This is a genomic window from Duganella paludis, assembly GCF_054461335.1.
In genome coordinates, this window is sequence record NZ_CM136922.1 from 6,622,018 (window position 1) to 6,648,738 (window position 26,721).

Sequence of the window (26,721 nt, forward strand, 5' to 3'; positions counted from 1 at the left end):
ATCAGTAAAAATAAAGGAACACGGCGGGCGCCAACCGCGCCCGCCGTGGGTGCTGCTTACCAGTCTTTGTGCACGCCGACCGAGACCACGCGGCCCAGCGCCGAAGCCACGCTGGCGTCATAGCCGATGATGCCGTTGGTGCCGCTGGTGTAGAACACCGGCGGATTGCGGTTGAAGATGTTGCTGATGTTGGCCGTCAGCTTCAGGCCTTTCAACCAGCCGTCGTTGTTCGGCAGGGTCCAGGCCCAGTTGGTGTCCACCGTATTGAACGAGGTGACCTTCTGCACGCCACTGGAGATGGCGTTGCGATAGCCGCCGGTGTGGTTCAAGAACACGCTGCCGGCCACGTTGCCGCTCGACCAGCCAAGCTGCGCGCGTGCTTTCATCTTGATGGCGTAGCTGGTGCCCAGCAGGTCGATGGTGTCGGCCACGCCTGGCACCATCTGGTCGAACTTCAGCATGCGGGTGCCGGCCAGGTTCAGGTTCCACTTGCCCAGGTCCGTGCGGAAGGCGTAGCCGATATCGAAGTCGATGCCGTGGATGCGTTCATCGGCAAAGTTCTGGCGGCGCAGGTCATACACGGCGGTCGGCAGCCCGCTGACGTCCGGATACACCTGGCCGTCGTGGCGGAAGCCATTCAGCAATGGCTGGATGATCGCCAGCCATTGCGCATCGGTGGTGCCGGCGGGACGCGTGGTACGGTACTTGTCATAGGCGCCGAGCGGATTGACCACCGGGCCGAAGGTCGGGAAGGTGATCACGTCCTTGTAGTCGATCAGGAAGTAGGACATGCTGAGCTTCACACCGTTCAGCATCGATGGCGACAGGTCGAAGCCGGCGTTGAAAGTCTTGGCCTTCTCCGGTTTCAGGCTGCTGTTACCGCCTGCCAGCACCACCGTGTAGTCGGACGCGCCGGCGCTGTTGCAGCCGATGTAGGCGCCCGGTACGCAAGGGAAGCGGATCGCGCGGGTGTCGATGGCGGTGCCGGCATCGGCCAGGCTAGGAGCATGGAAGGAGCGGCCGGCGCTCATGCGGATCTGCGCGCCATCGACCACGGTCCAGGTTACGCCGGCCTTTGGATTGGTGGTGGCGCCGACGTCGCTGTAGTTGTCGTAGCGCGCGGCCAGCGACAAGTCGAGTTTCTGCACGCCGGCCATGCGATTGGCGCTACCCACCACAGGGAAGAACAATTCACCGAATACCGAGCGGCTGGTGCGGGTGCCGCCGGCGCTGTAAGGCGTGCCGGCATCGCGCTGGCCGGTGACCACCAGGCCGTCGAAGCCTTCCTGGCGCACGTCGACGCCGACCGCCAGTTTCACTTCGCCGCCGGGAATGGCGAACAGGCCGCCATCCAGCTTGGCCTGCGCCTCTTTCAAGGTCTGGCGGGCGTAGTAGCGGGTTTCATAATTGCCGATGCGGGCCAGCAGGGCCTTGTCGGTGGCGGCGCCAACGCCGTATGGGTTGAAGATGCCGTTGGCCGCGCTGGTATTGGCCAACGCTTGGTCGATGCCGTGGTTGCGCACGTCGTCGCGTTCCAGGCCGTAGTTCAGTTCCACCTTGGCGTTCCAGCCGCCGGACAGCTCGACGTTGGCGCCCGCCACCACCGACAGCGTCTTGGTCTTGATGTTGTTGGTGAAGACCGGGCCGAAGTCACCCGATGGATTGTAGGTGACCGACTGCGTCGCGGTCGAGCCGTTGATCGGCAGGTAGAACGGGCTGGAAGATGGCACGTTCACCGTGGTGCCGCCGCTGGTGATGCCGTCGCCGGCCACGCCGCTCTTCACTTCGCGGTGCGAAGCCAGCACGCTGCCGTACAGCTCAACGCTCTCGCCGGCACGCTGGCGCACGGAGCTGAACAGCGAATCGCGGGTCTGCGCCGGATACAGGTCGGTGGCGCGATTGGCCTCGCAGGTGTTGGTGCCCGGCGTGATGGCGCCGGCCGCGCTCAACTTGTAGGCCGCGCCGTTCATCGAGATGTTCGCAGGGACGCAGCTGGTCGAACGGGTGTCCGCGCCGCCGTAAGGACGCTGGTCGTTGACGATGTAATCGCGCCGGGTGCCGTTCAACGCGGTGTTGTGCGTATGTTCGTAGGACAGCAGCCAGCCGCCCTCTTCCCAAGTTTTGCCGAGCAGCTGGCTGAAATTGGTGGTGCGGTAGCCGCTGCTGGCGCCCGTGTTGAAGCCCGTTTCGGCGCCGTTGAAATTGCGGCGGGTGACGAAGTTGACCACGCCCGCGATCGCGTCCGAGCCGTAGATCGAGGAACCACCATCGGCCATCACTTCCACGCGCTGCAGGGCGGAGAGCGGAATGCCGCCGGCGTCCGGTGCGGTCTGGTTGATGCCGGCGCCGGGCAAGCGGTGGCCGTCCAGCAGCAGCAGGGTCAGGCCGCCGCCGCCGTTGCCGACGCCGATGCCGTGCACCGCTGGCTGGTCGACAAAGTTGGCCTGGTTGCTGCCGGTGTTGTTGCCGGTGGTGTTGAAGTTGTTCAGTTGCGGCAGCGCGCGCAGCATTTCGGTGCCGGTGGTGGCGCCGGTGGCGGCGATTTCGGCGATGCTCATCTTGGTCAGGCCCGCGCCCACCGGCGCGATGCCGCGGATGCTGGTGCCGGTCACGGTGACCACGTTATCGGTCGGTACCGGCTTCGCTGCGGCTTGATTGGCGGCTTCGTTGGCGGCGTCCTGCGGCGCTTCGCTCTGGGCGCTGGCGAAGGCGGAAGTACCAGCCAGGATGGCGCTGATGGCCGCTACCAGGGCTTTTTGCTTGTATGGCGTTTTATTCAACTTGGGTCTCCTAGATCGTCTATTTATTAGTTTTTTGCTCGGATCGTTTTCAGTTTAAACTTAACATTAACAATCGTTAATAAAATATAGCATCGCATTAATCTCATGTAAATCTTGAAAATGTGAAGTTGCACATACAATCAGTTTCATGATCGATGTTTGTGGTATCCCGGTTCATATATTGTTAAACTTTGCCCATGCAAATACTCCTCGCAGAAGACGACACCATGCTGGCCGACGCCCTGAGCGCGCAATTGCGCGGCCTTGGCTACGCGGTGGAACTGGCGCCGAACGGCCCGGTCGCCCAATACCTGTTACAGCGCCATCACTTCGACCTGGCTATCCTTGATCTGGGCCTGCCAATGGTCGACGGCCTCTCCGTGCTGCGCGAACTGCGCGCGGGGAACCAGCAGATGCCGGTGGTGGTGCTCACCGCGCAGGACGCGCTGGAGAGTCGCGTCGCCGGCCTTAACGCCGGCGCCGACGACTACATCACCAAGCCATTCGACTTCCCGGAACTGGAAGCGCGCCTGCGCGCTTTGCTGCGCCGTGCGAAAGCCGCCACCGCCAGCGCGGAACTGAGCTGCGCGCACCTGATCTTCGACGCCAAGAACCGCCGCGCCGCCGTGCATGGCCAGGCGCTGGAACTGAGTCCGCGCGAATACACGCTGCTGGAACTGCTACTGATCCACCGCGACAGCGTCGTCACCAAGGACCAGATTACCCAGGTGTGGGCCAACGACGGCGGTGGTGTCGGCGCCGGCAACGCCATTGAGGTCTACATCCATCGCCTGCGCCGCCGCCTTGAAGGCTCCGGCCTGGACATCCGCACCGTGCGCGGCCTGGGCTACCTGCTCGAAGAATCCAACTCCGCCGGCTAGGCAGGCATGGTCTCCCTCTCGCGCAAGCTGATGTTGTGGCTCATCCTGCCGCAATTGGTGTTGTGGCTCGCCGGCGGCCTGGCGACCTACCGTTTGGTGGAGAAGTACGCTAACCGCGCCATCGACGCCAGCCTGGTACAGGCATCGCGCGCGCTGCTGCGGCAACTGAAGCCCATCGACCAGGGATTGCTGATCGATTTCCCGCGCGCCGCGCAGGACGTGCTGGAGGCCGATCCCAACGACCGCCTGATGTACACGGTGGGCACGCCGCCCGGCAGTTTCATCCTAGGGAATAACAACCTGCCGGCGCCGCCGCCGGTGGCCAAGCGCCTGCTCGACACGCCCTACTTCTACGACAGCATGGTGGCGCCGGCCGAAGGCGCCAGCGGGCCGGCCAAGCCGATGCGCATCGTCGCGCTGTATGTGGGCTTCGGCGACATCAGCGCGCCAAGGCAAACCATGTTGGTGCAAGTGGCGCGCAGCAGCGCCAATCGCGAGGAGCTGGCGCGCGCCATCCTGGCCGACACGCTGCTGCCCTTGTCCGTGCTGGTGCTGTTGACGACCATGATCGTCGGCTACGGCATCCGCGCCGGCCTGGCGCCGCTGGCGCGCTTGCGGCATGAGGTGGAGAGCCGCGCACCGAACGACCTTACGCCCCTGAAGCTGGACCTGGCCCCGGTGGAACTACGCTCGCTGGCCGGCGCCTTGAACGACCTGCTGGCGGCAGTGCAGCGGCAGATCGGCGCGCAGAAACGCTTTATCGGCGACGCGGCCCATCAACTGCGCACGCCGTTGGCCGGTTTGCAGAGCCAGACCAAGCTGGCGCTGGCGGCGGCCACCGATGATGAACAGCGCAAGCGCCTGGAGCTGGTGAACCAGAGCGCAACGCGCAGCGCGCACCTGGTGTCGCAGCTCCTGGCGCTGGCCCACGCCGAACCGGAAGCCGCCGCCACGCTGGCGCGGGAACGCGTGGACCTGCGCCTGGTGGCGCGCGACATGGTGGCGCAGATGGTGCCGCGCGCGCTGCGGGCCGGCCAGGATCTTGGCCTGGATGAAGGCGAAGCGGCCGTCACGGTGCTCGCCAACGCCATGCTGTTGCGCGAAGCGCTCAGCAACCTGGTCGACAACGCGATCCAGTATGCAGGCGTGCGCGCCGAACTGACAGTGCGCGTGCGCGAAGAGGATGGCGCCGGCCTGCTGATCGTCGAGGACAACGGCCCCGGCATCCCGCCCGAGGAACATGGCCGCGTGTTTGAACGCTTCGTGCGCGCCACCTATGGCGGCAATGGTTGCGGCCTTGGGCTGGCGATCGTCAAGGAGATCGTTGAGCGTCATCAGGGCGCCGTGACGCTTGAGAACCTGCAGCCGCATGGCCTGCGCGTGGTGGTGCGGCTCGCGCTTTCGCCGGCCCCGGCGGCCGAGCCGGTTGCTGGAGCACAGCCGTGAAGCGCCGGCTCATCCCCGCAGCCGTCAACATAGCCGCATGCGCCATGCTGGCCACGCACTGCCACGCCGGCGAAGTCGAAGTGCTCCACTTCTGGACCAGCGGCGGCGAGGCCAGCGCGCTGGCGCAGCTGAAAACCTCGATCCGTAGCAAGGGTCACGCATGGAAGGATTTCGCCGTGGCCGACGGCGGCGGAGGGCTCGCCATGACCTTGCTCAGCTCCCGCGTCATGTCGGGCAACCCGCCCACCGCCGCGCAGATCAAGGGCGCGTCGATACAGGAATGGGCCAACGCCGGCAAGCTGGCCAATATCGACGCCCTGGCGCGCGCCGAGCACTGGGACGCGCTGTTGCCGAAGATCGTCATCGACACTATGAAGTTCAATGGCCACTATGTCGCCGCGCCGCTCAACGTACACCGCGTGAACTGGCTGTGGGTGAACGCCGCCGCGCTGAAGAAGGTCAACGCCAAACTGCCCGCCACTTGGGAAGAGTTCTTTACCGTGGCCGAGTCCATGCGCAAGGCGGGCATTGCGCCGCTGGCTTATTCGGGCCAGTCCTGGCTGGACCTCGGCACATTCGAGACCGTGGTGATCGGCATCGCCGGCGCGGACTTCTATCGCCGCGCCTTCATGCAGCGCGATCCGGCGGCGCTCGACAGCCCGCAGATGGAACAGGTGCTGCTGACCTTCAAGCGCATCAAGCAGTACACCGAACCGCACAACAAGAATCGCGACTGGGTGGCCGCCACCGCCGCATTGATCAAAGGCGATGCGGGCATGCAGTTGATGGGCGACTGGGCCAAGAGCGAGATCACCGCCGCCGGCAAGGTGCCCGGCATCGATATCCTGTGCACTCCCGCGCCGGGATCGGCGGGCGCGTTCACCTTCGATATCGATTCGCTGGCCTTGTTCAAGGTGAGCGCCGCCAATCAGGCCGCGCAACAGGACCTGGCGAAAGCGGTAATGGGCAAGGACTTCCAGCAGGCCTTCAATCTGGCCAAGGGATCGATCCCGGTACGACAGGACGTGAAGATGGACCGTTTCGATGAATGCGCGCGCCAGTCCAGCAAGGATTTCGCCGCCAGCGCCAAGCGGGGCACGCTGCTGCCCAGCTTCACGCATGGCATGGGACTGCCCTACGCTACGACCTTGGCGATCTGGGACGTGATCCGCCAGTACTGGAACCAGGACAGCATGAGCGCCAAGGAAGCCATGCGGCGCCTGGCCAAAGTAGCGGCGCAGGCGCCGGCCGCGCGCTGAGGGAAGCGCCGAAGAATCAGGCGTCTTCGAAGATCGCCACCGCGCGGGTCCAGCCGGCCGAGGCGCGGCGGATCTTGTGCGGGAAGCAGCTGATGGTGAAGCCGGTCGGCGGCAGCGACTCCAGATTGTGCATCTTCTCCAGGTGACAGTAGCCGATGTCGCGCCCGGCCTTGTGGCCTTCCCAGATCAGGCTGACGTCACCCGTCTCGGCGATTTTCTTGGCCGTGTAGCTGAACGGCGCGTCCCAGCTCCAGGCGTCGGTGCCGGTCAGGCGCACGCCGCGTTCGAGCAGGTACATGGTGGCTTCGTAGCCCATGCCGCAGCCGCAGTTGACATAGTCCGATTGACCGTAGCGCGAGCCGGCGCGCGTGTTCACCACCACGATTTCCAGCGGCGACAAGGTGTGGCCGATGCGCTTCAATTCCGCTTCCACCTCGGCGGCGCTGACCACGTGGCCGTCCGGCAGGTGACGGAAGTCCAGCTTCACGCCCGGCTGGAAGCACCATTCCAGCGGCACTTCGTCGATGGTGATGGAGCGTTCCGCCTCGCCCAGCGAACGGTTCATGGTCGAGTGGAAGTGGTAAGGCGCGTCCAGGTGCGTGCCGCTGTGCGTGGTAAGGCGCACCCACTCGGCGGCGGCGGCTTCGCCGTCGGGGAAATCGCTGGCCTTGGTCCCCGGCAGCATGTGCATGAATTCACCCACCGTTTCCTTGTGGGTCTGGTACTCGATCTTCGGCGCCAGTATCGGCGGATCGGACAGCACTTCGTTTTCCAGGTAAATCGACAGATCGACAAAACGGCGAGGCATGGTACTTCCTTTCATTGATGCGTATAGGCTGACGCATGCTAAGGAGCGCCTCCTCCGCTGTACAATGATTTATATCGATTGCTGTTATCGACGCCATCGATTCATGCATCCATCCTCAGCACTGCCTGATGCAGCAGGCCGCGCAGCCATACCAGGCCTGGGTCCTGCGTGCGGTATTTATGCCATTGCATGACCTGCGCCATATTATTCATCTTCACCGGCAGCGGCATCACCTTCAAGGGCAGCCCGCGCTGGATCAGGTCCGCCAGGCGGCGATGGATGGTGGCCACGCGTTCCGTACCGAGCACCAGATAGGCCGCCGTGAGGAAGCTGTACGACGTCACCTCCACCCGGCGCGAGATGCCTGCACCATCCATGAAGCGGTTTTCGAACGAGCGGTCCATGCCCGGCGGCTGCATCACCACGTGGCCGGCGGCCTTGTACTGATCGAGCGTCAGGCCATCGCGCGCGAAGCGGCTCTGGTCCCACGCCACGCAGCAGAACTCTTCTTCAAACAGCATCTCGGTCGGATGGTCGGCCGAGCAGTAATCCTGCGGGATCACCAGCAGGTCGGCGTCGCCCTGCTCCAGCGTGCGTTGCGGCTGGCGCGTTTGCGGCATCAGGTGGAAGCGCACCGTGCTGCCCTCCTCCTGCGCCAACGACAGCAAATGCGGCATCAGCACCGCCATCGTGAAGTCCGATACGAAGATGCGGAACTCGCGGTCCGACTGCGTGGGATCGAAGCTCGGCATCGCGGTGATGGTGGTGTCGACCCGCACCAGCACATCGCGCACGGCCTCGCGCAGCACTTCGGCGCGCGGCGTCAGCTCCATCTGGCGGCCCACCTGCACCAGCAACTCATCATCGAAATACTCGCGCAGGCGCGCCAGCGAACTACTGAGCGCCGATTGGCTCATGTGCAGCTGCTCGGCCGCGCGGCTCACGCTGCGCAGCCTGAACATGGCGTCCAGCGCCACCAGCAGGTTCAAATCCAGCTTATTGAAACGCATTCTGTCTCCTGTTTTTTATATGTATCCATAAAATCGATACTACGAATGCATGCAATCAATTTTACACATATAACGCGCTGACGCAAACTGCGATCTCCAACTACAAAAATATTGATGGAGACGTGAATGAGAAAACTGCACCTCACCTGGGCAGCCGCCGCCATGCTGGCCGCCGGTTACGCCCAGGCTACGGAACTGGAGATCGACAATCCCGATTGGAGCCTGCGCTTCGATAACACGATCAAGGCCAGTACCCTGTACCGCCTGCACGATGCCGATCCGGCGCTGGTCAACAGCACGCGACTGCTGGTGCCCGGCGTTCCCGCATCGGCCTTCCCGCAGGCGCTGAACTTCAACGCCGGCGACGACAACTTCCGCAACCAGGGCGTGGTGTCCAAGCGCGTGGACCTGCTGACCGAATTCGACGCCGTGTTCCGCAAGGACTTCGGCCTGCGCGTCAGCGGCGCCGCCTGGTACGACTTTTCCTATGACGGCGCCAGCGACGCCGCCGATACGCTGAACGGCCAATCGCCGTTCAACGCCTTCCCGCGAGACACCCGCAAGCTGGCCGGCCGCAAGGCCGAGCTGCTGGACGCCTTCATCTTCGGCGGCTGGCAGCTGGACGAAGGCCGCAAGCTTACCGCGCGCCTGGGCCAGCACGCTCTGGTGTACGGCGAAACCCTGTTCTTCGGCGATAACGGCATCGCCCGCGCGCAGGGACCGATCGACGTGTGGAAGCTGCAATCCTCGCCGAACGCGCAGTTCAAGGAGATCATACGCCCGGTGCCGCAACTGTCCGGACAAGTGCAGCTGAGCCGCGACGTCATGCTCGGCGCCTACTACCAGTTCCACTGGGAGGCCGACCGCATGGCGCCGGCCGGCAGCTACTTCAGCACCGCCAATCCGATCTGGGGTTCCAGCATGCCGGAGGTGATCACCACCAGCGTGCTGCTGGCCGGCGGCGAACGCAAGCCTTCCGACAGCGGCCAGTTCGGCGCGCAGCTCAAATGGCGGCTGGACGAAACCGACCTGGGATTCTATGCGGCGCGCTATCACGACAAGTCGGGCGTGCTGTATTCGAAGCTGAACGTCACCAGTCCGGCGCCGGGTAGCTGGTACTACGTGTTCCCGGATGCGGTGACCACGGCCGGCTTCAGCGCCACGCAGTCGATCGGCAATACCAACCTGTCGCTGGAAGTCTCGGCCCGCAACAACATGCCGCTGACGAACGCGAACATCGTCTACCCGAACGTGCAGGCGGCGCCGCGTTACGCCACCGGCCGCACGGCGCACATCAACCTCTCGTGGCTGACGTCATTGGCGCCCAACTTCCTGGCGCGCGAATCGACGCTGGTCGGTGAACTGGCCTGGAACCGCGCACTGTCCAAGGATGATCCGGACCATATGCTGGACGAGCTGCGCACGCGCGACGCCACTGCGCTGCAGGTGATCTTCTCGCCGAGCTATCGCCAGGTGCTGCCTGGCCTGGACGTGAACGTGCCGCTGGGTTTGCGCTATGTCGTCGATGGCAATTCGTCCGTGACCGGCCTCGGTTGGGGCGCCGAGCATACCGGCACCGCCACGCTGGGACTGGAAGGCACCTGGCAGGGTGTATGGCAGTTCAGCATCAACTACAACAAATATCTGGGTGCGCCCGAACCGTTCGTCAACTACAAGCCTTTGCTGACCGGCGGCCACGCCGTCTACAGCAGCGGCAATCCGTTGGCCGACCGCGACTACATCGCACTGTCCGTGCGCCGCACCTTCTAAGGAGACAAGAATGAACCCACGTTTGAACATCGCCATGCTGGCCGCGCTGCTGGCCACCCTTCCCGCCTTTGCCGGCGTGACGCCTGAAGAAGCGGCGAAACTGAAATCCGAACTGACACCGCTGGGCGGCGAAAAAGCCGGCAACAAGGATGGCAGCATTCCCGCCTGGACCGGCGGCCACACCAACGCCATCGCCGGCGACAAAGCCGGCGGCCGTCGCGGCGATCCGTTCAAGGACGAGAAGCCGCTGTACGTGGTGAGTGCCAAGAACGCCGAACAGTACGCTGCCGTTCTTACCGATGGCACCAAGGCGCTGCTGAAGAAGTATCCGGAATTCCGGCTCGACGTCTATCCTACCCACCGCACGGCCGCAGCGCCGGCATGGGTGTATGAGAACACCTTCAAGAACGCCACGCGCGCCAAGCTGAATGGCGATATTCCGGCCGGCGCCTACGGCGGCATTCCCTTCCCGCTGCCGAAGACCGGTGCGGAAGTCATGTGGAACCACATGCTGCGCTGGCGCGGCACGTCGTGGCAGTTCCACGTCAACCAGTACCAGCTGACCGCCGACGGCAAAGCCGTGCTGACCACCAGCGGCATCGGCGATCAGCAGATGCCGTACTACCTGCAGGACGGCACGCCGGAGCAGTTTGCGAAGTCGAACGAATTCTGGCTTCTGCGCCTGATCAACTCCGGTCCGCCGATCCGCGCCGGCGAGGCGATTGTCGGCCGCACCAATATCGACACCAGCAAGGACCAGGCCTGGGTTTACCTGACCGGCCAGCGTCGCGTGCGCAAGCTGCCGAATCCCTGCTGCGACACGCCGACGCCATCGACGGCGGGCGTGATGAGCTTCGACGAGATCGAAACCTGGAACGGCCGCACCGACCGTTTCGACTGGAAGCTGATCGGCAAGCAGGAGATGCTGATTCCGTACAACGGCAACAAGCTGCTGCAGCCAAAGACCGATGCGGAGGTGATGGGCAAGGCTTATCTGAATCCGGATCATGTGCGTTGGGAGCGTCACCGTGTGTGGGTGGTGGAAGCGACTTTGCGCGCCGGCCAACGGCATCAGGCGCCGAAGAGCCGCTACTACTGCGACGAAGACACCTGGAACTGCGTGCTCGGCGACCGCTGGGATGCCAATGGTCAGCTGTGGAAGACGCTGTGGTCGCAGACTTTCGTGGCGCCGGATTTGCCGGGCAACGTGATTGGCGCGTTTGGTTTTGCGGATCTGATTTCGGGAACGGGCTTTGTGGGGAATCTGTATAACGCCAAGGCGGCGCAGTATCCGTTGAAACCGCGCTATCAGGACAGCGTGTTCACGCCGGATGCCATGGCCGGGGAAGGTGCGCGTTGATGCAGCGGTCGATGAATATACGCGGGCTGCGTAGCGGCCTGCTCTGCGGCGCGCTGGCGGCATCGCTGCTTCCAGCCGCAGCGACGGCGGCAGGCGCGGCGCAGACCACGCCACGCGAGGCCGCGCCGAACGCGCTCGCGACCACGCAAGCCGCGCAGCCGCGCGATGCGGTAGCAGCGATGCCAGCGCAATCGCAGCCCACGGTGCAACCGCGCCAGGCGGAGGCAGTCGTGGCGGCGCAGTTGCGGCCGGCCGTGCTGTCGCGGCAGGCGGCGCAGTCGGTGATGCTGGGCGCGGCGCATGCCGGATCGCGCGTCGTTGCCGTCGGTGAGCGCGGCATCATCCTGCTCACCGACGACAACGGCCAACGCTGGCAGCAGGCGGATGTCCCGGTCAGCGTCACCCTGACCGCCGTCCGCTTCGCCGACGCCCGCAATGGCGTCGCCGTCGGCCACGCCGGCGTCGTACTGACCACCAGCGACGGCGGCGCCCACTGGCAGCGCGTGCTGGACGGCCAACGCCTGGCGGCGCTGGCGCTGGAGGCAGCCAAGAAATCCAACGATGCCTTCGCCCTGCGCGACGCCGAACGCCTGGTGGCCGACGGCGCCGACAAACCGCTGCTGGACGTCTGCCTGCTCGGCGCGGGCCGCATCCTGGCGGTCGGCGCCTACGGCATCGCCCTCGCCAGCGAAGACAACGGCCGCACCTGGACGCCATGGATGGATCGCATTAGCAATCCAAAAGGCCTGCACCTGAACACCGTGCGCGCCAACGGCGACACCATCCTGCTCGCCGGCGAACGCGGTCTGGCCCTGCTCTCCACCGACGCCGGCCGCAGCTTCCGCCAGTTGACCGTGCCCTACCAGGGCAGCTTCTTCACCTCGGAACTTACCAGCGCCACGGACATGCTGATAGCCGGCTTGCGCGGCAACGCCTGGCGCTCCACCGACGCGGGACGCAGTTGGCAGCAACTGGCCAGCCCCATGCCAGTCTCGATCACCGCCTCCACCGCCCGCGCCGACGGCACGCTGGTCCTGGCCAACCAAGCCGGCATGCTGCTCACCGTGCGCGACCAGGCCCTGGTGCCGACCAACGCCGCCCCGATGCCACCACTGAACGCCATCCTGGCCCTGAATAACGGAGGCCTGCTCGCGCTGAGCATCCAAGGCATCAAACCTGTCGCAGGAGCCAAGCAATGAACCTGCACGACGTCTCCCCCGGCGAACTGTCGCAGTTCGACACCAAATCCGGCTCATTGATCGAACGCCTGTTGTTCAACCATCGCCTGCTGGTGGTAATCATCTGCGCCCTGCTCACCATCGCACTCGGATGGCAAGCCACGAAACTGACCATCAACGCCAGCTTCGAAAAAACCATCCCGGCCAGCCATCCCTACATCGCCAACTACCTGCAATACCAGAACGAGTTAACGGGCCTCGGCAACGCCGTACGCATCGCGGTCGACAATCCCAAAGGCAGCATCTACGACGCCGCCTACCTCGAAACCCTGCGCAAGCTAAGCGAGGAAGTCTTCCTCATCCCCGGCGTGGCGCGCAATCAGATGAAATCCCTGTGGACGCCCGGCACCCGCTGGGTCGGCGTCACCGAAGACGGTCTCGAAGGCGGGCCGGTCATCCCGGACGGCTACGACGGCGGCGCCGCCAGCCTCGCGCAACTGAAAGCCAACATCGCCCGCTCCGGCGAAATCGGCCAACTGGTCGCCTTCGACGCCAGCTCCAGCGCTATCTACGTTCCCATCCTGGTCAAGGACAGCGACGGCAAAGCGCTCGACTACGGCCAGTTCGCTCAAAGACTGGAAGCCCTGCGCGCCAAATACGAACAGCAAGGCGTCAAGCTCCACATCACCGGCTTCGCCAAACTAGTGGGAGACCTGATCGACGGCGTGCGCGCGGTGCTGCTGTTCTTCGCCATCGCCGTCGCCATCGCCACCGCCATGGTCTACTGGTACACGCGCTGCGCCCGCTCCACCGCGCTGGTGGTGCTGGCATCGCTGGTGGCGGTGGTCTGGCAACTCGGCATGCTGCCGCTGCTCGGCTACGCGCTGGACCCGTACTCGATCCTGGTCCCCTTCCTGGTATTCGCCATCGGCATGAGTCACGGCGCACAGAAGATGAACGGCATCATGCAGGACGTCGGACGCGGCATGCACAAGCTGGTCGCAGCGCGCTTCACCTTCCGCCGCCTGTTCCTGGCCGGCCTCACCGCGCTGCTGGCGGACGCCGTCGGCTTTGCGGTGCTCTCGACCATCGACATCGCCGTCATCCGCGAACTGGCCATCGCCGCCTCGCTGGGCGTGGCCATGCTGATCTTCACCAACCTGATCCTGCTGCCCATCATGCTGAGCTACACCGGCGTCAGCGCCTCGGCGGCGGCGCGCAGCCTGCAGGCCGAAGCCGGCGACGCCGCCGGCCGCAAACGCCACGCCATGTGGGCCTTCCTGGACCGCTTCACCAGCCGCCGCTGGGCCACTGGCGCCATCGCTGTCGCACTGGTGCTGGCCGCAGGCGCGTATGCGATGAGCACCCAGCTCAAGATCGGCGACCTCGATCCCGGCGCACCGGAGCTGCGCGCCGATAGCCGCTACAACCGCGATGTGGCGGCGCTCAGCGCAGCCTACGGCGCCTCCAGCGACGTCCTCGCCATCATGGTCAAGACACCGGACGGCCAATGCTCGCAATACGACACCTTGAACAAGATCGATGCATTGGAATGGCAGCTGCGCCAGATCGACGGCGTCGAGAGCACCAACAGCCTGTCGCTGCTGAACCGCCGCGTGCTGGCCGGCCTGAACGAAGGCAACCCGAAATGGTACGAGTTCCTGCCCAACCAGGACATGCTCAACACCGTCACCGCCGGCGCCCCGCGCGGCTTGTACAACGACAGCTGCAACCTGCTGACGGTCTACGTCTATCTACGCGACCACAAGGCGGACACGCTGGCGCGCGTCACCGGCCACGTGGAAGCCTTCGCCGCCGCCAACAACACAAAGGACACCCAGTTCCTGCTGGCCGCCGGCTCGGCCGGCATCGAGGCCGCCACCAACATCGTGGTGCGCGAAGCCTGGCGCAGCATGCTGTTGCTGGTGTATGGCGCGGTGATCCTGCTGTGCTTCGTCACCTTCCGCTCATGGCGCGCGGTGGTGGTGGCCGTGCTGCCGTTGATGCTGACCTCCGTCATGGCGGAAGCGCTGATGGTCGCATTCGGCATGGGCGTCAAGGTCGCCACGCTGCCGGTGATCGCGCTCGGCGTCGGCATTGGCGTCGACTACGCGCTCTACATCCTCAGCATCACGCTGGCCCAGCTGCGCCAAGGCGAAAGCCTGTCGGCCGCCTACTACCGCGCGCTGCTCTTCACCGGCAAAGTGGTGATGCTGACCGGCGTCACGCTCGCCATCGGCGTCATCACCTGGGTCGCCAGCCCGATCAAGTTCCAGGCCGATATGGGGCTGCTGCTGGCCTTCATGTTCATCTGGAACATGCTCGGCGCGCTGATCCTGGTGCCGGCGCTGGGCCACTTCCTGCTGAAAACGCACACACCGCAACAACCGAATTAACCACAAGGAGTACAAATGTTTCGCTATTTCCCCACCAACTACGTCTGGAACCTGTCCGTAGACCTGGCCATTGAAATGGGCGCCCGCATCGGCGAGATCGAAGAGATGTGCGCACCGCTGCAGGACGCGGCCAAGCAGCCCGACGCCGCCGGCACGCAAGCCTTCCGCGCCACCTGGGCGCGCATGGCCGACAAGCTGTGCGACCTGGCAGCAGAAGACGAAACCAAGGGCCGCCTGATCTCGGCCGGCGACAAATACGGCCGCGCCGCCACCTACTACCTCACCGCCGAACGCCTGCAGGCCCACGGCGCGGCAGGCCGCACCGCCCTGTACCAGCGCTTCATCGAAGTGTTCAACAAAGGCATCACGCTGGCCGGTGAAAACTGCGAGCGCGTCGAGATCCCATATGGCGACGCCCACATCTCCGGCCTGCTGGTACGCGCCGAGGGCGTGAGCGGCCGCGCGCCTATCCTGGTGCAGGTCAACGGCCTCGATTCGACCAAGGAGATGAAATACCGCGTCGGCCTGCCACGCTGGCTAGCGCAGCGCGGCGTGTCCTCGCTGGTGATCGACCAGCCGGGCACCGGCGAAGCCCTGCGCCTGCACGGCATGACCGCCGTCTACAACAGCGAACTGTGGGCCAGCAAAGTGGTCGACTGGCTGGAACAGCGCGACGACGTCGACGCCAAACGCATCGGCCTGGAAGGCGTATCGCTGGGCGGCTACTACTGCCCGCGCGCGGTGGCATTCGAACCGCGCTTCGCCCTCGGCGTGGTGTGGGGCGCCAACCATGACTGGCGCGACGTACAGAAGAAGCGACTGCTGAAGGAAGGCAGCTTCCCGGTGCCGCACTACTGGGAACACGTGCGCTGGGTATGGGGCGCCAAGGACATGGACGACTTCATGGCCATCGCTGAAAACGTCCACCTGGACGGCGTGGTCGAAAAGATCAAGGTGCCGTTCCTGGTCACCCATGGCGAGAAGGATTCGCAGATCCCGCTGCACTGGGCGCAGCGCACCTACGACCAGTTGGTCAACAGCCCCAAACGCGAACTGAAGATCTTCACCGAGCGAGAAGGCGGCGTGCAGCACTCCAGCTTCGACAACTCGGCCAACGCCGGCGCCTGCATCGCCGACTGGGTAGCGGAAAACCTGGGCGGCCGTACCGCCCTCTGAACCAAACAAGGAACACTCATGAAAATTATCGGACCAGATGCACTGATCTTCGGCGTTGACGATGTCGCCGCCTGCGCCCAATACCTGACCGACTACGGCCTGACGCCGGTCGGCGTAACCGCAGCCGGCGGCCGCTTCGAAGCGCTGGACGGCACCGCCATCGTCATCGCCCATCAGAGCGACGCTTCGCTGCCGGCGCCGCTGCCAACCCGCAGCATGCTGCGCAAGACCGTCTACGGCGTGGCCGATGCCGCCACGCTGGACGCCATCGCGACGGAATTGGGCAAGGACCGCGACGTGCGCCGCCTGCCGGACGGCTCGTTCGAAGCCCGCGACGACTCGGGCTTCGTGCTTGGCTTCCAGGTGACGGTGCGCCGCACCATCAGCCTCGCCGCCGAAACCGTCAACGCGCCGGGCGCACCGGCGCAACGCGCTGCCAATGTGGTGGCGGTGGACGAAGCGGCGGTCATCGTGCCGCGTACGCTGTCGCACGTGGTGTACTTCGTGCCGGATGCCGCCAAGGCCGAAGCCTTCTACGCCGAACGCCTCGGCTTCCGCTGCACCGACCGTCTGGCCGGCGCCGGTCCCTTCCTGCAACCGGCCGGCACGCTGGACCACCACACCCTGTTCCTGATCCAGACCCCGCCGTTCATGCAGGGCGTGGAGCACTTCACCTTCCACCTGGGCGGGCCGACGGAGCTGATGCAGGCCGGCACGCGCTTCGTCAACAAAGGCTATCAATCATTCTGGGGGCCGGGCCGCCACAAGTTCGGCTCCAACTGGTTCTGGTACTTCAACAGCCCCCTGGGCTGCCACGTCGAGTACGACGCCGACATGGACCTGCACGACGCCGAATGGACTGCGCGCACCGCGCCGATGAGCGCCGACGCCTCGCAACTGTTCCTGTTCCAGTCGCGCGACAAATGGGCGCCGGGCGGCCCGCCGCCACCGGGCGCGGCGCACTAAGGAGGCGGCCATGCCGGCATCCACCTTCCTGTGCCGTATGGCCGACCTGCCCGACGGCGAGGCACGCGGCTTCGATCCCGAGCGCAGCGGGCAAGACAGCCTGTTCGTGGTGCGCCAGGGCGGCCGGCTGCTGGCCTACCGCGACCAGTGCCCGCACTACGGCGATACGCCCATGGCCTGGCGCCGGCACGCCTACCTCAACGCCGACGGCAGCCGCATCGTCTGCGCCGCGCACGGCGCGCTGTTCCGCATCGAGGACGGCGTGTGCCTGCAAGGCCCGTGCCTTGGCGAGGCGCTGGCCCCGGTGCCGATCACCATCAACGGTGACGGCGAAGTACACCTCATGTAGGTCCGAACCAACAAGCAACGGAGACAAAAATGGCATCACCAGCAAAAAACATCCTCATCATCGGTGGCGGCTTTTCAGGCATGGCGGCCGCCATCCAGCTGCGCAAGCAGCAGCTAAACGTCGACATCGTGGAAATCGATCCGGGCTGGCGCTCATATGGCGCTGGCATCAGCCTGGGCGGCGCGACGCTGCGCGCCTTCAAGACCTTGGGCATCCTGCCGCAGTTCCTCGAACGCGGCGCGGCAGACGACGGCGTCGACATCTTCCTGCCGCATGGGCAGCAGGTGGCCTCCTTGCCGACGCCGCGCATCGCCGGTCCCGACGTGCCGGGCGGCGGCGCCATCATGCGGCCGGTGTTGGCCAAGATCCTGGCGGAAGTGACCACCGCCAGCGGCGCCAATGTGCGCCTGGGCTGCACCTTCACGGCGCTGCGCCAGCACGACGACGGCGTGGAAGTCACCTTCACCGATGGCACCACCAAGGAGTACGACCTGGTGATCGGCGCCGACGGCTTGTACTCCAATACCCGCGCCGCCATCATGCCGGAGGCGGCGAAGCCGAAGTACAGCGGCCAGTGCGTGTGGCGCGCTGTGCTGCCGCGCACACCGGGCATGGATCGCGCCAGCATGTGGCTCGGTCCCAAGATCAAGACCGGCCTCAATCCCGTGTCCAAGGACGAGATGTACCTGTTCGTCACCGAAGACCGCGTGGACAACGTGATGGTCGATCCCAAGCTGTTCGCGCCCATGCTGTCGGAACTGCTGGCGCCCTTCTCCGCGCCGCTGATGCAGCAATGCCGCGAGCAAATCAGCGACCATGCGCAGATCGTCTACCGCCCGTTGGAATCGCTGCTGGTGCAGCTGCCATGGCATCGCGGCCGCGTAGTGCTGATCGGCGACACCGTGCACGCCACCACGCCGCATCTGGCGTCCGGCGCCTGTATCGGCATCGAGGATGCGCTGGTGCTGACCGAGGAACTGGAACGCGCCGACAGCGTCGAGCAGGCGCTGACGCAGTTCGGCGCGCGCCGCTGGGAACGCTGCCGCATGGTGGTTGAGAACTCGGGCCGTCTGGGCGAGATCGAAATCACCGGTGGCGACAAGGCGGAACACGCGCAGATCATGCGCACCACGCTGGCCGCGCTGGCTGAACCGATCTGAGTGCCCGGAGCCCCGCCATGAACAATCGCGAGACCAACGAAAACTGGAGTGGGCGCATCGCCCTGATGGTCGCCCACTGCGCAGGCATGGTAGATCTGGTGGCGCTGCCGGTCTGGATCGGCACGCTGATGTCGCGCTACGGCATGGCGCCGCAGCAGGCCGGCACGCTGGTGACGCTATTCCTGCTCGGCGCAGTCGCCAGCAGCCTGTTTTGCGCGCCACGCTTCCAGCGGCTGGACAAGCGGGCGGTGGCCACCGCAGGCTTCGCGGTTTCCGCGCTGGCCTTTCTCGGCCTGGCGACCACCAGTGAGTATACGGTGATGGCTGGGCTGCACGGGCTGGCCGGAGTCGCGGCCGGCAGCGCATTGAGCGTCACGCACGGCACGGCGGGCCTGAGCGCCAATCCGCACCGCATGTTCGCCTTGTGCGGCATGGCGCTGGGCGTGTTTGCCATCGTCTTTCTCGGCACGCTGCCGGGGATTGTGGCGGCCAACGAAGGCACCGCCCTGTTCATCGCGCTGGCGGCGGTGATGCTGGTGGCAGCGTGCACCAGCGCCGCGATGTTCCCGCGCGGCGCCGACGCCACGGGCCGCGCTGGCCGCGCCGGCGGGGCCGCCACATCGCCACATCCCAGCGCCGGTGCCAGCGACGCCGCCGCGCCGCCCGCGCCTGTCAGCAGCGCCGTGTGGTTCGCGGCACTGGGTATCGGCTGCATGGGATTGGTGCAGGCCATGATGTTCAGCTTCCTGGAGCGTATCGGCGCGGATCGCGGCTACACCACGGCCGCCGTTACCGGAGTGCTTATCGCCCTGGGCTTCGTCAACCTGTTTCCGGCGCCGTTGGCCGCACTGCTGGAAAAGCGCTGGCCTGCACGCCTGGTGGTGCTGGCCGGCCCAGTGCTACAAGCCGCACTGGCCTTGACCATCGCACATGGCGGCAGCTTCGCCAGCTATGCCGGCGCCGGCGCGGTATTTGCCGCCGTGATGATCTTCACCCACACCTTCGCCTTCGGCCTGGTGGCGCAGCTAGAACCCGGCGGCCGCGCACTAAGCGCCACACCGGCCATGCTGATGGTCGGCGCGGCGATAGGCCCAGTACTGGGTGGCACGCTGGTTCAGCAGGCCGGCTACGGCATGCTGGGCACCGCCGCCGTGGTTATCGCCATCATCGCCGTCGTTTGCTTCGCCCGCGCCGGCCGTCAATTTATCGTCAGGAGTTTGCCATGAGTTTCCCTCCCATCCACCGCGTCGTCACCGGCCACGACGCCGCCGGCAAGGCCATTGTCACCTCGAACGGCGCACTGCCCACCGTGATCGAACTGGCGGCCATACCCGGTACCGTGTTCCATGAAGTGTGGAGCACCGCCGCCACGCCGGTCCGCGTCGACAACGGCGCCGACCCGAGCGCCGGTCCGCTGGTGTTGCCGCCGCCGGCGCACGGCACGCGCATCCGCTTTGTCGACATCCCGCCCGATACGGCGGACTATCTGGCACACGGCGCCGCCCGCATGCAGGACGCCTTCAGCGAAATCGGCGACACCGCCGCATCGACCGTGAAAGCCGATTCGCCGCACCCGCTGATGCACCGCACCGAGTCAGTCGACTACGGCATTGTGATCGAAGGCGAACTGACACTGGTGCTGGACGACTCCGAAGTCCAGCTCAAGCCGGGCAGCGTGGTGATCCAGCGTGGCACCAACCACGCCTGGGCCAACCGCTCGCTGGCCCCTTGCCGCATGCTGTTCGTGCTGATCGACGGTGCCTACGACCCGGCCATCGCCGCCGCGCTGAACAAAGCATGACGCCGTTCCTGTTCGATCTGCGCGACCGCATCGTCCTGCTCACCGGCGCGGCCGGCGGCCTGGGCGTGGCGATCGCGCACGCCATGGCGGCGCATGGCGCCACGCTCCTGCTCTCCGACCACCACGCCGGCGACTGCGAAGCGTTGGCGCAAACCCTGCGCGCACAAGGCCATCAGGCGCATGCCCTGCCTTGCGACCTGTCGCAGCCGGACCAGGTGCGCCAACTGGCCGCAGCGGCGCTGCAACTGCATGGCCGCGTCGACGTCTTGATCTGCAACGCTGGCATACAAGGGCCGGCTGGTCCGCTAGACGCGATCGATGCGCAGCAATGGGACGCGGTCATGGACATCAACCTGCGCAGCGCCGCAACGCTGTGCGGCTTGCTGTTGCCGGCCATGGCGGAAGCCGGCGGCGGCAGCGTGATCCTGATGTCCAGCATCGCCGGCCTGCGCGGCAACAAGGCGATCGGCTTGTACGGACTGTCCAAGGCGGCGCTGGCGCAGCTGGCGCGCAATCTGGCTGTCGAATGGGGGCCGCACAATGTGCGGGTCAACGCCATTGCACCAGGCTTGATCCGCACGCCGCTGGCGGCCGGCCTGCTGGCCGACGACGCCTTCATGGCGCGCCGCATGGTGCAAACACCGCTGCGACGGCCCGGCGAACCGCACGAAATCGCCGGCGTGGTCGTCATGCTGGCGAGCGTCGCTGGCGCATTCATCACCGGCCAGACCCTGGTGGTCGACGGCGGCACCACCATCAGCGACGGAAACTAATCAATCAAAGGAACATCATGAAATTCGCCACCCTCAAAGATCAAACTCCGGATGGACGCCTATTGATCGTCTCGCGCGACCTGTCGCGCTGCGTGGATGCCAGCGCCATCGCGCCCTCCCTGCTGCACGCGGTCCAGCATTGGGACGAAGTGGAAGGCGCGCTGCGCCAGCTTTACGATAGCCTGAACAACGGCGCGACCGCCGGCCGGTCCTTCGAGCCGCAGCATTGCAGCGCACCGCTGCCACGCAGCCCGCAGTGGTGCGACGGTTCGGCCTTCCTCAACCACGCCAACCTGATGGAGCAGGCGTTCAAGACGCCGCCGATTCCGGATCTCGAAAGCATCCCGCTGATGTACCAGGGCGCCAGCGACGATTTCCTCGGCCCGCATGACGACGTGCCGCTGCCCAGCGAAAGCGATGGCATCGACTTCGAGGGCGAGTTCGGCGTGGTTCTCGACAGCGTGGCGATGCGCAGCACGCCGCAGGACGCGCTCAAGCAGGTACGCCTGCTGGTGCAGCTGAACGACTGGAGCCTGCGCGCCATGGGACCACGCGAAATGCGCACCGGCTTCGGATTTTTACAAGCCAAGCCGTCCACCAGCTTCGCCCCGGTAGCCATCACGCCCGATGAACTGGGCGACGCTTGGCGCGATGGCCGCGTGCATATGGAACTGCACGTGGAATGGAACGGCGCGCACTTCGGCCATCCGCACGGCGGCCAGATGAGCTTCGGCTTCGGCGACCTGATTGCCCACGCCGCGCGCACGCGGCGGCTGACGGCCGGCACCATTATCGGCACCGGCACGGTATCGAACACCAGCCGCGCCGTGGGTTCCGCCTGTATCGCCGAGCGGCGCGTGATCGAGATGATCGACCACGGCGAGGCGCGCACCGGCTTTATGCGCTTCGGCGACCGTGTGCGCATGCAGGCGCGCGTGCCCGGTCAGGACACCGGGCCGTTCGGCGTGATCGACCAGAAAGTGGTGGCGGCGCCGTGAGTCATATCGTCATCACCGGCGCCAATGGCTTTGTCGGCCGCGCCCTGGTCAAGCGCTTGTTGGCGCAAACGCGCCACACGCTGACGCTGATCGACCAGTCCTTCGACGACGCTGCGGCCGATCCGCGCGCGCGGCGCATCGCCGGTTCATTCGGCGACCAGTCCGCGCTCGATGCGGCGCTGGAAACGCCTGCCGATATCGTGTTCCACCTGGCCAGCGTTCCAGGTGCATTGGCCGAGCGCGAGCCGGAACTCGGCTATCAGGTCAACCTGCTGGCGACGCTGACGTTGGCCCACCGTTTGGCCAGGCAGGAACGAAAGGCCCGGCTGGTGTTCGCCAGCTCGGTGGCGGTGTACGGCGCCCTCGGCCCCGGCGACGTGCACGAGGACCAGGAAGCCCGTCCCGCCCTCAGCTACGGCGCGCACAAGCTGATGGCGGAAATCGAACTGGCGGACCTGAGCCGGCGCGGCGCGATCGATGCGGTGAGCCTGCGCCTGCCCGGCATCGTCGCCCGGCCGCCGTCGGAGTCCGGCCACGGCTCGGCCTTCATGAGCCTCGTAATGCACAAGCTTGCCGCCGGGCAGCCGTATGTCTGCCCCGTGGGGCCGAAGGCGACCGCGTGGTGGATGTCGCTGCCGTGCTGTATCGACAACCTGCTGCACGCGGCCTCCATGCCAACCGCCGATGCGCCGGCCTCGCGCGTGTGGCAGCTACCGGTACTCCATCTGAGCCTGCGCGAAGTGCTGGATGCGCTGACGTGGCGCTATGGCCCGCAGCGCCGTGAGTTGATCAGCTTTGCACCGGACGAGCGGATCGAAGCGCTGTTCGGCCGCCTGCCTCCGCTGCACACACCGCAGGCGCTGGCCGCCGGATTCCGCCACGACAAGGATGCGGATCACCTGATCGTGGCGGCTTTGCAGGCTACCTAGCCTCCTGGTCCTAAAGGTCCAGCACCAGCGCCGCAGTCCGCGCGCGGGAAACGCAGGGCATGAAGCAGTCGTTGGCCTGTCGCTCCTGCGCGGACAGGAAGGCGTCCTGGTGATCCGGCACGCCTTCCAGCACCACCGTCCGACAAGTGCCGCAGACGCCGACCTCGCACGAGCAATCGATGTCGACGCCAGCGTCCTGCAGGCAGGCCAGCGCGCTGCGGCCGTCGGCCACAGTCAGTTCGCGCTGCGAGCGCGCGAGCCGCAGCACAAACGATGCAGCCGACGACGACGCAGCTGGCGGCCCAAACGACTCCTGATGCACGGCGGCCGCGCCGAAGCGCTGCACACCGGCAGCCGTCACCGCAGCCATGAACGGCCCCGGCCCGCACACGTAAACCTGCGTCGCCTCCGGCGCGGCTGCCACGCTGACGGCCAAGGTGGCAGCCACCTGCTCCGCATTCAAGCCGGCATGGATGCATACGTGCGGCGCCAGCGCTCCCGCCAGCAACTCGTCCTTGAAAGCGATGCCGTCCGCATCGCGCACGAAGTAAGCCAGCTCGAACGAAGCTCTACGCCGCAGCAGCGCATACGCCATCGACAATATCGGCGTGATGCCGATACCGCCGGCGAACAGCAAATAGTGTCCCGCCGATGGCGTCAGCTCAAACGCATTGCGCGGCTGGCCCATTACTAGGCGCGTGCCAACCTGCGCCGCCTCGTGCAACCACGCCGAACCGCCGCGCGACATCGGCTCGCGCTTCACACCCAACCGGTACACGCCGGACGGCGCCCGGCAGCACAAGGAATACTGCCGCACCAGGCCATTGCCCAACGTGACGTCGACATGCGCCCCGGCCTCATACGCCGGCAACGGCGAACCATCCGCCGCCGCCAGCTCCAGCACCCGTACCTCGCCTTGATCGGCGATGGACTGAATCAGCACCTCCATACCTTACTCCGCCGCCACGTGCGCGGCGACGATGCGGCGGGCACGGTTGGCACCCGCATCCACATGGATATCGACCATCGGCCCACCACCATAGCGCTTGATATTGTTGTACTGCGTTTCAATCAGCACCCGGTCCTCCTCGAAAGTCTGCTCCGTCTGGCGATACACCACATCCGCGTTGCCCGGTTGATCCGGATGAGAGGAGCTGGCCATGGTCCAGAAATAGTGGGTACTCGTCTCCGTCTCCGGCGTAATGCCGTGGAAACCGCGCATGTGGAAGCCGCCGCGCTGCGGATCGTCCAGCGCCTCGCTGTCCGGCTCCACCGCGCCGGTGAAGATCTGCAGATAGGTCAGATGAAAATCGATCTCCTGCCAGCGATCGACCGTACCCTTGAACGGCCAAGCCGCCGTATAGGTCGTCGGTGGAATGGAATTCTTCATCCAGCGTACCACTCGCACCTTGTCGCCATCCTGCGTGACGATGGTCGGCGCCTCCATGTGCACCTTGGCGTTGCCGCCGATAGTGCGGCCGTGCAGATAGCCGACGTGGCTCAGGTCCAGCAGGTTATCGTGAATCAGCTGATATGGCGCCTGGTAATGGAAAGCGCCACCCTTCCACGCATAGCGAGGATCCTCGTGCGCCGGCACTTCCGGCGGCGCACAGTCGGGCTGCGCATCGACGTCGCGGCCGAACCAGATCCAGATCACCTGATTGCGGATCTGCGCCGGATACGCGCGCACCTTGGCCTTGCCTGGAATCTTCACCTGCCCCGGCACCTCGATGCACTGTCCGCTGGCGGCGAATTTCAGACCGTGATAGCCGCAACGAATGCCGCCATCCTCCAGAGTGCCGCAGGAAAGCGGCACCGCGCGGTGACAGCAGCGGTCCTCCAGCGCGGCCACGCCGCCATCGCCGGTGGCGAACATCACAACGGGTTGGTTGAGCAGCACGCGCGCCAGCGGCTGCTCCTGCAACTCCCACGCAAAGCCGGCCACATACCATTGATTTAACGGGAACATATCGGTCTCCTTTTGAAATGATTTGAAATATCATCGCGGAGCCCACCGTATTTTCAAATAGAATGAACCGCATAACATTTATACGAAATTCAAATACGGAGACAAGCATGGCCGGATTCGACCTGAACCTGCTGCCGGTGGCGCTGGCGATCTACGAGGAGAGCAGCGTCAGCGGCGCGGCGCGCAAGCTGGGCATGAGCCAGCCGGCGGTGAGCGTGGCCCTCAACAAGCTGCGCAAGGCGCTCGGCGATCCGCTTTTCGTACGCACCGTGCACGGCATGGCGCCGACGCCGCGCGCCCTGACCCTGATCGATCCCACACGCGACATCCTGCAACGGCTGCGCAACGACGTGCTAGCCAGCGAGCACTTCGCCCCGTCCACCACCGACCGCCGTTTCACCATCGCCCTGTCCGATATCGGCGAGATGACTTTTCTTCCGCGCCTGCTGGACCGGTTGCGGCGCGAAGCGCCCGGCGCCAGCATCAGCTCCGCCACGCTGCCGCCGGCCGAGCTGGCGCTGGCGCTGGAACAGGGCGGCGTCGACCTGGCGGTGGGCTACTTCCCGGACCTCAAGCACCGCAATCTGTTCCAGCAGCGGCTGTTCTCGCACTCCTTCATCTGCCTGCTCAGCGCGAATCACCCCTACCGGCAGAAGAAACTCAGCATGAAGCAGTTCCTGGAGATGGGCCACGCGGTGGTCAAGGCCGAGGGACGCAGCCAGGAATTATTCGAGCAATTCCTGGTCAAGCAGCAGATCACGCGCCGCGTGGTGCTGTCCACGCCGCACTTCATGTCGATCCCGTTCGTGATCGCCGCCAGCGATCTGGTGGCGACGGTGCCGCGTGCCGTCGGCGAAAGTTTCACCAAGCTGGCCGACATCCGGCTGGTGGAGCCGCCGGTAACGATCCCCAGCTTCGACCTCAAACAGCACTGGCACCGCAAATACGCCAAGGACGGCGCCAACGCCTGGCTACGCGGCCTGATCGCCCAGATCTTCAGCGACGCGCAATAAATTGCCGACTATCAACTGTGTAGTAAAAGTTCCACGGGCAATAATAAATATAAATATTCAATCATTTTAGATACATAATTCACACCGCAAATGTAATTTTTATAATTATTACGGGGTGTGTAGATCATGACTAAATTTCTCAAACAGTTGCTGTGTGGCGCAGCCATGCTGGCTTTCAGCGCTGCGCAGGCCGGCGCGGCCGTCAACAATGGCGATTTCGAAACCGGTGATCTGACCGGCTGGACCCTGAACGGTTCCACCGAAAACAACTGGGTCGACACCGGCGTCCAGCACGGCGGCGACTACGCGGCGGTACTGGGCGAGTTCGGCGCCACGGCATCGCTCTCGCAAAGTCTGGCCACCGTCGCCGGCCAGACCTACACCGTGTCGTTCTGGCTGTCCAACCTCGGCGGCAGCGAGGCCAATATCAACACCGTCAGCAGCTTCGAAGTGCTGGCCGGCGGCAACAGCTTGTGGCTGCTCAATGACAAAACCGCCACCGACTACACCGCCTACCAGGTGCAGTTCATCGCCGCCGCCGGCAGCACCGAACTGGTGTTCACCGCCCGCCACGATGACAACTTCTGGCTGCTCGACGACATCAGCGTCTCCGCCGTGCCCGAGCCGTCCACCGTCCTGCTGCTGATCGCCGGCCTCGGCCTGATCGTGCTCCAGCGCCGCCGCAACCCAGCCGCCTGA

The 26,721-nt window shown here is 65.4% G+C and carries 23 protein-coding genes; 18 read left to right on the forward strand and 5 right to left on the reverse strand.

All coding sequences use genetic code 11. The features are described 5' to 3' along the window. Positions 1-56 precede the first annotated feature (56 nt). The gene (locus tag ACXZ1M_RS29125; protein WP_459051078.1) at positions 57-2,780 is read right to left on the reverse strand and encodes a TonB-dependent receptor plug domain-containing protein; all 2,724 of its coding nucleotides are present in this window, start codon (positions 2,778-2,780) and stop codon (positions 57-59) included. Between the two features lie 197 nt (positions 2,781-2,977). On the opposite strand from ACXZ1M_RS29125, the gene ACXZ1M_RS29130 reads away from it, so the two are divergent. Genes ACXZ1M_RS29130 through ACXZ1M_RS29140 form a run of 3 tightly spaced genes read left to right on the forward strand, consistent with a single transcriptional unit; the run spans position 2,978 to position 6,366 of the window. Further along, positions 2,978-3,661 (forward strand): response regulator transcription factor, encoded by a 684-nt coding sequence (locus ACXZ1M_RS29130; protein ID WP_373987166.1) that lies wholly within the window; start codon positions 2,978-2,980, stop codon positions 3,659-3,661. A gap of 6 nt (positions 3,662-3,667) precedes the next feature. Next, a complete protein-coding gene (locus tag ACXZ1M_RS29135) occupies positions 3,668-5,107 on the forward strand; it encodes a sensor histidine kinase (RefSeq protein WP_459051079.1) in 1,440 nt (479 codons plus the stop codon). Between the two features lie 44 nt (positions 5,108-5,151). Continuing rightward, on the forward strand, positions 5,152-6,366 hold the full coding sequence (locus ACXZ1M_RS29140) for an ABC transporter substrate-binding protein (RefSeq protein ID WP_459054090.1): 1,215 nt from the start codon (positions 5,152-5,154) through the stop codon (positions 6,364-6,366). Between the two features lie 16 nt (positions 6,367-6,382). Here ACXZ1M_RS29140 and ACXZ1M_RS29145 read toward each other — a convergent pair whose 3' ends face one another. Both ACXZ1M_RS29145 and ACXZ1M_RS29150 read right to left on the reverse strand, forming a co-directional pair. Beyond that, entirely contained in the window at positions 6,383-7,174 is a 792-nt protein-coding gene (locus ACXZ1M_RS29145; RefSeq protein WP_459051080.1) for a cyclase family protein, read from the reverse strand. Positions 7,175-7,275: 101 nt separating this feature from the next. Beyond that, complete coding sequence (locus tag ACXZ1M_RS29150) at positions 7,276-8,184, reverse strand: LysR family transcriptional regulator (RefSeq protein WP_459051081.1); 909 nt, start codon at positions 8,182-8,184, stop codon at positions 7,276-7,278. A gap of 126 nt (positions 8,185-8,310) precedes the next feature. On the opposite strand from ACXZ1M_RS29150, the gene ACXZ1M_RS29155 reads away from it, so the two are divergent. Genes ACXZ1M_RS29155 through ACXZ1M_RS29215 form a run of 13 tightly spaced genes read left to right on the forward strand, consistent with a single transcriptional unit; the run spans position 8,311 to position 23,040 of the window. Continuing rightward, positions 8,311-9,954 carry a DUF1302 domain-containing protein gene (locus ACXZ1M_RS29155; protein WP_459051082.1) on the forward strand — a complete coding sequence of 548 codons (1,644 nt, stop codon included), beginning with the start codon at positions 8,311-8,313 and terminating at the stop codon, positions 9,952-9,954. A gap of 10 nt (positions 9,955-9,964) precedes the next feature. Then, positions 9,965-11,314 carry a DUF1329 domain-containing protein gene (locus ACXZ1M_RS29160; RefSeq protein ID WP_459051083.1) on the forward strand — a complete coding sequence of 450 codons (1,350 nt, stop codon included), beginning with the start codon at positions 9,965-9,967 and terminating at the stop codon, positions 11,312-11,314. Between the two features lie 11 nt (positions 11,315-11,325). Further along, entirely contained in the window at positions 11,326-12,513 is a 1,188-nt protein-coding gene (locus ACXZ1M_RS29165; protein WP_459051084.1) for a YCF48-related protein, read from the forward strand. Next, positions 12,510-14,888, forward strand: coding sequence for an efflux RND transporter permease subunit (locus ACXZ1M_RS29170; RefSeq protein WP_459051085.1), 2,379 nt, complete (start codon positions 12,510-12,512; stop codon positions 14,886-14,888). Before ACXZ1M_RS29165 ends, ACXZ1M_RS29170 begins: the two co-directional genes overlap by 4 nt. A 15-nt stretch (positions 14,889-14,903) precedes the next feature. After that, positions 14,904-16,064, forward strand: coding sequence for an alpha/beta hydrolase family protein (locus tag ACXZ1M_RS29175; RefSeq protein ID WP_459051086.1), 1,161 nt, complete (start codon positions 14,904-14,906; stop codon positions 16,062-16,064). 18 nt (positions 16,065-16,082) lie between these two features. Then, a complete protein-coding gene (locus ACXZ1M_RS29180) occupies positions 16,083-17,030 on the forward strand; it encodes a VOC family protein (RefSeq protein WP_459051087.1) in 948 nt (315 codons plus the stop codon). A 10-nt stretch (positions 17,031-17,040) separates the two neighbouring features. Beyond that, positions 17,041-17,379 carry a Rieske (2Fe-2S) protein gene (locus ACXZ1M_RS29185; protein WP_459051088.1) on the forward strand — a complete coding sequence of 113 codons (339 nt, stop codon included), beginning with the start codon at positions 17,041-17,043 and terminating at the stop codon, positions 17,377-17,379. Between the two features lie 29 nt (positions 17,380-17,408). Next, positions 17,409-18,539, forward strand: coding sequence for an FAD-dependent oxidoreductase (locus tag ACXZ1M_RS29190; RefSeq protein WP_459051089.1), 1,131 nt, complete (start codon positions 17,409-17,411; stop codon positions 18,537-18,539). A 17-nt stretch (positions 18,540-18,556) separates the two neighbouring features. Next, positions 18,557-19,765 (forward strand): MFS transporter, encoded by a 1,209-nt coding sequence (locus ACXZ1M_RS29195; protein WP_459051090.1) that lies wholly within the window; start codon positions 18,557-18,559, stop codon positions 19,763-19,765. Next, positions 19,762-20,340 carry a cupin domain-containing protein gene (locus tag ACXZ1M_RS29200; RefSeq protein WP_459051091.1) on the forward strand — a complete coding sequence of 193 codons (579 nt, stop codon included), beginning with the start codon at positions 19,762-19,764 and terminating at the stop codon, positions 20,338-20,340. The genes ACXZ1M_RS29195 and ACXZ1M_RS29200 overlap by 4 nt, the downstream gene beginning before the upstream one ends. Further along, the gene (locus ACXZ1M_RS29205; RefSeq protein ID WP_459051092.1) at positions 20,337-21,113 is read left to right on the forward strand and encodes an SDR family NAD(P)-dependent oxidoreductase; all 777 of its coding nucleotides are present in this window, start codon (positions 20,337-20,339) and stop codon (positions 21,111-21,113) included. The genes ACXZ1M_RS29200 and ACXZ1M_RS29205 overlap by 4 nt, the downstream gene beginning before the upstream one ends. A gap of 17 nt (positions 21,114-21,130) precedes the next feature. Continuing rightward, positions 21,131-22,111, forward strand: a complete 981-nt coding sequence (locus ACXZ1M_RS29210; RefSeq protein WP_459051093.1) for a fumarylacetoacetate hydrolase family protein — start codon at positions 21,131-21,133, stop codon at positions 22,109-22,111. After that, entirely contained in the window at positions 22,108-23,040 is a 933-nt protein-coding gene (locus ACXZ1M_RS29215; protein WP_459051094.1) for an NAD-dependent epimerase/dehydratase family protein, read from the forward strand. The genes ACXZ1M_RS29210 and ACXZ1M_RS29215 overlap by 4 nt, the downstream gene beginning before the upstream one ends. A 10-nt stretch (positions 23,041-23,050) precedes the next feature. Here ACXZ1M_RS29215 and ACXZ1M_RS29220 read toward each other — a convergent pair whose 3' ends face one another. Both ACXZ1M_RS29220 and ACXZ1M_RS29225 read right to left on the reverse strand, forming a co-directional pair. Continuing rightward, positions 23,051-23,989, reverse strand: a complete 939-nt coding sequence (locus ACXZ1M_RS29220) for a PDR/VanB family oxidoreductase (RefSeq protein ID WP_459051095.1) — start codon at positions 23,987-23,989, stop codon at positions 23,051-23,053. 3 nt (positions 23,990-23,992) lie between these two features. Beyond that, entirely contained in the window at positions 23,993-25,009 is a 1,017-nt protein-coding gene (locus tag ACXZ1M_RS29225; protein WP_459051096.1) for a Rieske 2Fe-2S domain-containing protein, read from the reverse strand. A 107-nt stretch (positions 25,010-25,116) separates the two neighbouring features. Here ACXZ1M_RS29225 and ACXZ1M_RS29230 point away from each other — a divergent pair, with 107 nt between their 5' ends. After that, a complete protein-coding gene (locus tag ACXZ1M_RS29230) occupies positions 25,117-26,022 on the forward strand; it encodes a LysR family transcriptional regulator (protein ID WP_459051097.1) in 906 nt (301 codons plus the stop codon). A gap of 126 nt (positions 26,023-26,148) precedes the next feature. Continuing rightward, positions 26,149-26,721 carry a DUF642 domain-containing protein gene (locus ACXZ1M_RS29235; RefSeq protein ID WP_459051098.1) on the forward strand — a complete coding sequence of 191 codons (573 nt, stop codon included), beginning with the start codon at positions 26,149-26,151 and terminating at the stop codon, positions 26,719-26,721.

Excerpts from the sequence above, each read along its gene's own strand:
- ACXZ1M_RS29135 (WP_459051079.1), top strand. The coding sequence starts at position 3,668 with ATGGTCTCCCTCTCGCGCAAGCTGATGTTGTGGCTCATCCTGCCGCAA.
- ACXZ1M_RS29200 (WP_459051091.1), top strand. The coding sequence starts at position 19,762 with ATGAGTTTCCCTCCCATCCACCGCGTCGTCACCGGCCACGACGCCGCC.
- ACXZ1M_RS29150 (WP_459051081.1), bottom strand. The coding sequence starts at position 8,184 with ATGCGTTTCAATAAGCTGGATTTGAACCTGCTGGTGGCGCTGGACGCC.
- ACXZ1M_RS29140 (WP_459054090.1), top strand. The coding sequence starts at position 5,152 with ATGCTGGCCACGCACTGCCACGCCGGCGAAGTCGAAGTGCTCCACTTC.
- ACXZ1M_RS29165 (WP_459051084.1), top strand. The coding sequence starts at position 11,326 with ATGAATATACGCGGGCTGCGTAGCGGCCTGCTCTGCGGCGCGCTGGCG.
- ACXZ1M_RS29235 (WP_459051098.1), top strand. The coding sequence starts at position 26,149 with ATGACTAAATTTCTCAAACAGTTGCTGTGTGGCGCAGCCATGCTGGCT.
- ACXZ1M_RS29180 (WP_459051087.1), top strand. The coding sequence starts at position 16,083 with ATGAAAATTATCGGACCAGATGCACTGATCTTCGGCGTTGACGATGTC.
- ACXZ1M_RS29190 (WP_459051089.1), top strand. The coding sequence starts at position 17,409 with ATGGCATCACCAGCAAAAAACATCCTCATCATCGGTGGCGGCTTTTCA.
- ACXZ1M_RS29185 (WP_459051088.1), top strand. The coding sequence starts at position 17,041 with ATGCCGGCATCCACCTTCCTGTGCCGTATGGCCGACCTGCCCGACGGC.
- ACXZ1M_RS29220 (WP_459051095.1), bottom strand. The coding sequence starts at position 23,989 with ATGGAGGTGCTGATTCAGTCCATCGCCGATCAAGGCGAGGTACGGGTG.
- ACXZ1M_RS29225 (WP_459051096.1), bottom strand. The coding sequence starts at position 25,009 with ATGTTCCCGTTAAATCAATGGTATGTGGCCGGCTTTGCGTGGGAGTTG.
- ACXZ1M_RS29195 (WP_459051090.1), top strand. The coding sequence starts at position 18,557 with ATGAACAATCGCGAGACCAACGAAAACTGGAGTGGGCGCATCGCCCTG.
- ACXZ1M_RS29160 (WP_459051083.1), top strand. The coding sequence starts at position 9,965 with ATGAACCCACGTTTGAACATCGCCATGCTGGCCGCGCTGCTGGCCACC.
- ACXZ1M_RS29155 (WP_459051082.1), top strand. The coding sequence starts at position 8,311 with ATGAGAAAACTGCACCTCACCTGGGCAGCCGCCGCCATGCTGGCCGCC.
- ACXZ1M_RS29210 (WP_459051093.1), top strand. The coding sequence starts at position 21,131 with ATGAAATTCGCCACCCTCAAAGATCAAACTCCGGATGGACGCCTATTG.
- ACXZ1M_RS29170 (WP_459051085.1), top strand. The coding sequence starts at position 12,510 with ATGAACCTGCACGACGTCTCCCCCGGCGAACTGTCGCAGTTCGACACC.
- ACXZ1M_RS29175 (WP_459051086.1), top strand. The coding sequence starts at position 14,904 with ATGTTTCGCTATTTCCCCACCAACTACGTCTGGAACCTGTCCGTAGAC.
- ACXZ1M_RS29205 (WP_459051092.1), top strand. The coding sequence starts at position 20,337 with ATGACGCCGTTCCTGTTCGATCTGCGCGACCGCATCGTCCTGCTCACC.
- ACXZ1M_RS29145 (WP_459051080.1), bottom strand. The coding sequence starts at position 7,174 with ATGCCTCGCCGTTTTGTCGATCTGTCGATTTACCTGGAAAACGAAGTG.
- ACXZ1M_RS29230 (WP_459051097.1), top strand. The coding sequence starts at position 25,117 with ATGGCCGGATTCGACCTGAACCTGCTGCCGGTGGCGCTGGCGATCTAC.
- ACXZ1M_RS29130 (WP_373987166.1), top strand. The coding sequence starts at position 2,978 with ATGCAAATACTCCTCGCAGAAGACGACACCATGCTGGCCGACGCCCTG.